This is a genomic window from Nonomuraea sp. NPDC049480, from assembly GCF_044465905.1.
Lineage (GTDB): Bacteria > Actinomycetota > Actinomycetes > Streptosporangiales > Streptosporangiaceae > Nonomuraea.
This window is the reverse complement of the sequence record NZ_JBITMD010000030.1, coordinates 131689-138174: the sequence shown is the minus strand read 5'-3', so window position 1 is coordinate 138174 and position 6486 is coordinate 131689. Positions and strand designations below refer to the sequence as shown.

Annotated in this window: 11 protein-coding genes; 6 read left to right on the top strand and 5 right to left on the bottom strand. The window is 71.7% G+C overall.

What is annotated here, in order from left to right:
• Positions 1-111: 111 nt before the first annotated feature.
• From ACIBX3_RS51230 to ACIBX3_RS51220, 3 genes are all read right to left on the bottom strand, one after another.
• Positions 112-240 carry a thioredoxin family protein gene (locus ACIBX3_RS51230; protein ID WP_397128045.1) on the bottom strand — a complete coding sequence of 43 codons (129 nt, stop codon included), beginning with the start codon at positions 238-240 and terminating at the stop codon, positions 112-114.
• Positions 197-970 (bottom strand): class I SAM-dependent methyltransferase, encoded by a 774-nt coding sequence (locus ACIBX3_RS51225; RefSeq protein WP_397128044.1) that lies wholly within the window; start codon positions 968-970, stop codon positions 197-199. Before ACIBX3_RS51225 ends, ACIBX3_RS51230 begins: the two co-directional genes overlap by 44 nt.
• Before the next feature lie 62 nt (positions 971-1032).
• On the bottom strand, positions 1033-2214 hold the full coding sequence (locus tag ACIBX3_RS51220) for a cytochrome P450 (RefSeq protein WP_397128043.1): 1182 nt from the start codon (positions 2212-2214) through the stop codon (positions 1033-1035).
• A gap of 90 nt (positions 2215-2304) precedes the next feature.
• On the opposite strand from ACIBX3_RS51220, the gene ACIBX3_RS51215 reads away from it, so the two are divergent.
• Positions 2305-2949, top strand: coding sequence for a TetR/AcrR family transcriptional regulator (locus tag ACIBX3_RS51215; protein WP_397128042.1), 645 nt, complete (start codon positions 2305-2307; stop codon positions 2947-2949).
• Between the two features lie 242 nt (positions 2950-3191).
• Here ACIBX3_RS51215 and ACIBX3_RS51210 read toward each other — a convergent pair whose 3' ends face one another.
• Together ACIBX3_RS51210 and ACIBX3_RS51205 are read right to left on the bottom strand one after the other, a co-directional pair.
• Positions 3192-3320, bottom strand: a complete 129-nt coding sequence (locus ACIBX3_RS51210) for a hypothetical protein (protein ID WP_397128041.1) — start codon at positions 3318-3320, stop codon at positions 3192-3194.
• 507 nt (positions 3321-3827) lie between these two features.
• Positions 3828-4055, bottom strand: coding sequence for a hypothetical protein (locus ACIBX3_RS51205; protein ID WP_397128040.1), 228 nt, complete (start codon positions 4053-4055; stop codon positions 3828-3830).
• A 65-nt stretch (positions 4056-4120) separates the two neighbouring features.
• Between ACIBX3_RS51205 and ACIBX3_RS51200 the strand changes: the two genes are divergently transcribed.
• Genes ACIBX3_RS51200 through ACIBX3_RS51180 form a run of 5 tightly spaced genes read left to right on the top strand, consistent with a single transcriptional unit; the run spans position 4121 to position 6406 of the window.
• Positions 4121-4786, top strand: coding sequence for a hypothetical protein (locus ACIBX3_RS51200; RefSeq protein ID WP_397128039.1), 666 nt, complete (start codon positions 4121-4123; stop codon positions 4784-4786).
• Entirely contained in the window at positions 4783-5130 is a 348-nt protein-coding gene (locus tag ACIBX3_RS51195; RefSeq protein ID WP_397128038.1) for a hypothetical protein, read from the top strand. The genes ACIBX3_RS51200 and ACIBX3_RS51195 overlap by 4 nt, the downstream gene beginning before the upstream one ends.
• 49 nt (positions 5131-5179) lie before the next feature.
• Positions 5180-5563, top strand: a complete 384-nt coding sequence (locus ACIBX3_RS51190; protein WP_397128037.1) for a rhodanese-like domain-containing protein — start codon at positions 5180-5182, stop codon at positions 5561-5563.
• Entirely contained in the window at positions 5560-6036 is a 477-nt protein-coding gene (locus ACIBX3_RS51185) for a MerR family transcriptional regulator (RefSeq protein WP_397128036.1), read from the top strand. Before ACIBX3_RS51190 ends, ACIBX3_RS51185 begins: the two co-directional genes overlap by 4 nt.
• A 4-nt stretch (positions 6037-6040) precedes the next feature.
• Positions 6041-6406, top strand: a complete 366-nt coding sequence (locus ACIBX3_RS51180) for a hypothetical protein (RefSeq protein WP_397128035.1) — start codon at positions 6041-6043, stop codon at positions 6404-6406.
• Positions 6407-6486: the final 80 nt, after the last annotated feature.

Here is a 6486-nt window from a genome sequence, read left to right as displayed (position 1 = left end):
CTCCTATACGCGGCCAGTTACACGATTGCGATCAGTCACGGGCGGGAGCCTCGACCACTGCCTGTGACGGCATCACACAAAGATCGCCAGAGCCAAAATCACAGAGCGCCATCACGGGGCCAGCGCCTTGCACGGCCCGCACCCCTGCGCCCAGAAGTCCACCAGGAACGGCTGCGTTCCGGCGCTCGTCAGCTCGTCATCGAAGCCGGCCGCAGTCAGTGCGATTGGTGTGGTGCTCATGTCGTTCCTCCCGCTTGCCAGTACCGATCTTTGACTTCTGCATGTTCGCCAGCTCGACGGTGAAGCTGAGTGATCGACCGCCTTGACCGTCCCCGAAGGCCTTGGTCACCCCGGCGACGTTGACCCTGCCGCGCCGCTCACTCATCGCCACCACGTATGGCCGTACCGAGGATGTGGAAGGAGACCGGGGTGCGCGCGGGCGGGAACAGGAAGCGATCCAGGCGATCGATGTGGAACCCGGCCCGCCGGATCTCGGCCTCGGCGTCACGGCCGAGATGGCAGCCGCCGACCATGAGCGGCCAGATGGTGGCATCCAGCACATCCTGCACCCGGGCCAGGCCGCGCGTGTCGGCGCGCACATGCTCCAGAAAACGGATCTGCCCCCGGGCTTGAGCACCCGCCGCGCCTCGGCCAGCGCCGCGCCGACATCGGGCAGCGAGCACAGCACCATGCAGAACACCACCGCCCCCACGCTGTGATCCGCCACCGGCAGGCGCTCGGCCACGCCCGGCACCACCTCCACGGCAACCGCGGCCTCGGCGCCGGAGGCCTGCGCCCGCGCGCGCAACCGCGGCTCGGGCTCTACCGCCCCCACCTGCGTCACCTCGGCCGGGTAGTGCGCGAAGTTGACGCCGTGCCCGGCGCCGACCTCGACCACCTCGCCGGTCAGGCCCGCAAGCAGCGATTGGCGGCGTTCGGTCATGCCGCCTTCGTCCATGGCGGCGGCCATCTTGGGATACATCCGGCCGAACAGCGGCCGCCGTCTGCTCGTCTTCACCGTGCTCATGCCGGTCACCATGCCACCGGCAGCGCGGTCAGCCCGCCGGTCAGCGTGCGCTTGTCGAAGGTCAGCTCCTCCACCGCACACCCCAGCTTGAGGGTGGGGAAGCGGGCGGCGAGCTGGGCGAAGACCACCTGCAGCTCGATGCGGGCCAAAGGGGCGCCGACGCAGTAGCGGGCGCCGTGCCCGAACGACAGGTGCGGCATGGCGGGCCGGTGCAGGTCGAACCGGTCGGGGTCGGCGAAGACGGCCGGGTCGTGGTTGGCCGCGCCGGTGTCCAGCAGCACCAGGTCCCCGGCCCGCACCTGCACGCCGGCGATGTCCAGGTCGGTGCGGGCGTAACGGGGGATGCCGCCGCCGCCCAGACGGGGAGCGCGCAGGATCTCCTCCACCGCGGCGTCGACCCGGGACGGATCAGCGACCAGGGCCTGCCACTGGCCCGGGTTGGCCAGCAGCCACATCACGCCCGTGCCGATCGCGGTAACCGTGGTCTCATGTCCGGCGAACAGCAGGAACATGCCCATCGCGGCGGCCTCGTCGTCGCTGACCCCGTCGGTGGCGGCCAGCCGGGAAATCACGTCGGCGTCCGCATCGCCGGCGGCGCGTTTACGGGCCACGAGTTTTTGCCCGTAGAGGAACAGCTCGGTCAGCCCCTGCTCGGAGCGGGTGCGGTCGGTGATGTCGGCGGCGTCCTGCGTCCAGGCGCGGAACTGCTCGCGGTCCTCGAACGGCACGCCGAGCAGCTCGCAGATGACCGCGATGGGCAGCGGCAGGGCGAGCGTGGCGTGCAGGTCGGCGGGCGGTCCGGCGGCGGCCATCTCGTCCAGCAGGCGTGCGGTGAGCGTCTCGACGCGGCCGCGCAGCGCGCGCATCCGCTTGGGCGAGAAGTGCGGCTGCAGCAGCGAGCGCATCCGTCGGTGGTCGGTCTGCTCGGTGTCGAAGCCGCCGAGAGGGCCGCCGAACAGCGCCGACTCGCCCGTGCGGGAGGCGCGTTCGGGCTCGGGGTGGGCGCGGCCGAGCCGGTCGTCGTCCAGCAGGGCGCGCACCTGCGCGTACTCGGTCACGAGCCAGGCGGGGTCGCCTACGGCGGTGCGGATGGCGTGGATGGGGCCCTGGGCCTGCATCTGGCGTACCAACGGCGGCGGTTGCAGGGGACCGGGCTGCTCGAACGGCAGCCGGGCGGGATCGGACATGACTCCTCCAGAAGGTAGACGAGTGTTTGTATACTCGAATGTCTAGAACGCTACTTGTATACTTTGAGTTCCACAAGTGGAGGAGTGCGGATGAGCAACCCCGACGCGGACAGCGCCCAGACGGCCCAGACGGCCCAGATGACGGGGACCGCTCCGGCCCCGCAGGCGCCGGTACGGCGGCTGCGCCGCGCCGAGCGGCGTGAGCAGATCCTGGACGCGGCCACCCGCGCCTTCGCCCGTGCCGGATACGCCGGCACCGGCCTGGACGACGTGGCCGCCGAAGCCGAGCTGACCCGCGCGATGCTGTACCGGCACTTCGAGTCCAAGGCCGACCTGTACCGGGCGGCGCTGGACCGCGCCTGCCTGCGGCTGGCCGAAGCCACCGGCACCGGCGTCGACGACTACGACGCGAACACCATCCCCGCCCTGCTCCGCGCCGCGGCCGCCGACTCCGACGGCTTCCGGCTGCTGTTCCGCTACGCCGCCCGCGAACCCGACTTCCGCGACCTGATCGACTCCATCACCACCGCCTCCCGCGAGATCGCCCACCGCAACCTCGCCCGGCGCATCCCCGAAGGCCCGTGGCTGGACTGGGCCGCGAACCTGATCCCCACCATGACCATCGAGGCCGTCATCGCCTGGCTGGACGCCGGTCAGCCCGACCCCGACCATGCCGCCGACCGCATCACCGAAGCTGTGCACGGCGTCATGGCCGCCGCCCACCCCACCGCGTGACGGTGACGGGGCGAAATGTCGCCGCCTTCTGCTTGTCTGTGAGGCATGACGACGGTGAACTGGGAGCGCGAGCCCGGGGAGAAGGTCGAGGAGTTCGTCGCGGCGCTGCTGCTGCTCAAGCACCCGCACGGCAATCAGCCCACCCCCTCCAAGGGAGACCGAGGCGTCGACGTACGCGTGGAGAACCCCGACGGCTACGACGTCTACCAGGTCAAGCGCTACAGCCGCCCACTGACGGCCGGTCAGGCGCGCAAGGTGGAAGCCTCCTGGAACACCTTCGTCGCCGAGACGCTGCCGGTGCTGCCGGTGCGCTCCTGGACCCTGGTGACGCCGTGGGAGCCCAGCAACCCGCGGCTCGACTGGCTGGCCAAGCTGACCGCCGGTCACGGCATCCGTACCCGCTGGATGGGTGGCCGCACGCTGGACGGCCTGGCCGCCGGCAATCCCGCCCTGGTGGAGTACTTCTTCGGTGATGGCGGGCAGCGCCTGGCACGGCTGATGGCCGAGGCGCTGCAGGGCGGCCGCGAGGTGCCCCCGGGGGTTCCGGCAGAGGACCTGCTGGACGCCGTCATCGCGCGTCAGCGCAGCCTGGCCGCCGCGCTGAACGAGGTCGACCCCTTCTACTGCTACGAGGTGCAGATACGCTCCGGCCGCGTGCGTGAGCAGGCGTGGGACGGTGACCTGCACAGCCCCGTGCCGGTGGCCTGGGTGCACTACCGGCAACTGGACGAGGGCTCCTACTTGCTGATGCGGCTGCTGCCCCGCTGTGCCGAGTCGCTGCGGCTGCGGCCGATCACCACCTCGGTGCAACTCGAGGTCCCGGTCGGCTCGCCTGAGCAACAGGCGATCGAGGACTGGCTGCGCTACGGCGCCCCGTTTCATGACGTGCCCGGCACCGTCACCAGCGTGACCGGGCCGCCGGGTCTGCTGAGGTCCCCCGGGCCCGGCCGGTTCAGCTTCATGGTCCCCACCGGCGCCGGCAACGACCGCCCCGACCTGGAGATCCGGATGCTGGCCGCAGACGGCACGGTGGCGCACACACTGGAACTGGTCGACGTGCAGATCTCGCGCGGGGTGGACGGGCCCGGCGTGTGGCTGTCGGGCACCGACCGCTCCGGGTGTCCTGGAGTTACAGGTTTGGCTGAACGGACCCGACCGCAACCGGGTCAACATGACCTTGTCCTCCGTCGTCGGCAAGACGCCCGCCGACGTACTGCCGGCGATGCAGATGGTTGCCGACCTCCCCGCCACCACCGGACTCGTCGTCGCGGTTCGCGGCGGTCGCCCCCTCACCTCGCTCTGGCGGCCGGAGGAATCCGAAGTGCGCGCCTCACCCCTGCCGGGCATGGCCCGCTGGACGGTCACCTTCCTGCAGGCGCTGCTCACCGTGCAGGCCCACACCTTCGACCGCGTGACCGTCCCCGACCTGGACGAGGTCACCCCCGAGCAGATCGGCGAACTCATCCAGCTTGCGCGGCTCCTGCGCGGCGAGGAAGTCCGCACCACCTGGTCGGAGATCACCATGACCCGTGGCGCCTCCGGCGCCCCGCCGCCCACCGACCCGGAGTTCGGCGTCTTGCTCACCAGTCAGGTTCAGGTGAACCTCGCCGGACGGCAGATCCTCCTAGACGACTTTCAACGCCGCGTCCTCTACCATCACGCGCGCCCGGCCGACCCCCACGCGCTCGCCTCAGCCCAGCCGGGAGACTCCATCCACCTGGTGCCCGGATCCTCCGCCGAAGCGACCATCGCCGTGGTGCCCATCGGTGATCGCCGCCCAGGTTGCGGTGAGGGCTTGCATTCGGTACCTGGGTACAGGTTTACCGTCGAGGTATGACACAGAACATCGCTCTTGACCAGGAGTGGGTGCCATCGGCGTGCACCCTGCCCAGCGCCGACCAGCCGCTGCGGGTGGCTGAGTTCGACGCTCTGTTCGCTGACGCAGTCCAGGCGGTCGTGCGGCCCGAGCCGACGCGGCTGCGGCTGGAGCTCGTCTTCAGCCCGGAGCACGCCGCCCGGGCCGCCGAGCTGGCCGCGCGGGAGAACGGCTGCTGCTCCTTCTTCGTCTTCACCCTGACCATCGCCGACGGCAGCCTGGTGCTGGAGGTGGCGGTCCCGGCCGAGCACGTCGAGGTGCTGGACGCGCTGACCGGGCGCGCCGGCGTGGCGGCGCCCGCGTGAGGCGCGGCGGGTATTGGTCGCGGTCCGCGGCTGGGAGAGGAGGCTGGTGATGGAGCGCATCTCGCGTGAGGATCTGCTGGCGCTGCTGGAGAGCGGGGGCGTGCAGCTGGTGGAGGCCCTGCCGGTCGACGCCTTCGCCGCCGAGCACCTGCCCGGCGCGCGCAACGTGCCGGACCAGGTGTCGGCCGAGCTGGCCGAGCGAGTGGCGCCCGACCGGGCCGCCCCGGTGGTCGTCTACTGCTCGGGCCCGTACTGCAACCGCTCCAAGATCGCTGCCGCGGCGTTCGCCCGGCTCGGGTACGCCGACGTACGCGTCTACGCGGGCGGCAAGGAGGATTGGGCGCAGGCCGGGCTGGCGTTCGAGAGCGGCCGCGCGAGCACGCCCACGAGCACGACCGGCGGCGCGGCCGCCGTGGCGGGGAGGCCGTCGTGAGGCAGGACATCGTGCTGCAGGCCGGTCTGGGCCGGCCGTATCTGCGCAGCGGGCAGGTCGCCGAGCAGGCCGGGGTCAACCTGCAGACGCTGCGCTACTACGAGCGCCGCGGGCTGATCGCCGAACCGGCGCGCAGCCCCGGCGGGCATCGTGCCTACCCGCCGGAGACCGTCACCCTGCTCACGGTGATCAAGGCCGCGCAGCGGCTCGGCTTCACCCTGGAGGAGGTGGCCGAGCTTCTCGATACCGGCCGGCGCGGCCACCCCACCCCGGACCTGCGGGAGCGCGCCCAAACCAAGATCGCCGAAGTGGAGGCGAAGATCGCCGACCTGACCACCATCCGGGCGGCGCTCGTCCAGGTGGTCAGCGCGGGCTGCGACAGCCTGACCCACTGCACCTGCCCCGACTGCCCCCTGCCGTTCGCCGACCTGGCCGAAGGCCAGCGTGCCCCCAACCCTCCTGCGGAGAGCTGACGACGTGAGCACCGACCACGACCATCGCGCGTCCATCGGACCTGTCACCGTGCCTGTCACCGCACGCGGCGGCGGGCCGGGCGAGCGCATCACCGACGGTGGCGGGCCGCCGCGGCGCAGTAAGGTCACCGCCGCCCTGGCCGTGCTGGCGTGCGCGGCCTGCTGTGCACTGCCGGTGCTGATCGGCGCCGGGCTGCTCACCGGTGCCAGTGCCGCGCTGGCCGAACAGACGTTGCTAGCCGTGGCCGGGCTGCTGATCGCCGCCGCGGCGGGCATGTGGTGGCTGCACCGCCGCCGTACCTCGCGCACGGCCGCCGGCGCGGCCACGGGGGCCGGCTGCGGCTGTGGTGGGAGCGGTTGCGGGTGCTGATTTCGAGCTCGGCACGCTCCGCGTCCCTCGGTGCTGAATCGGTTAGGCGGCGCCGGTACCGTCGCCTCGGGCGATGGGAC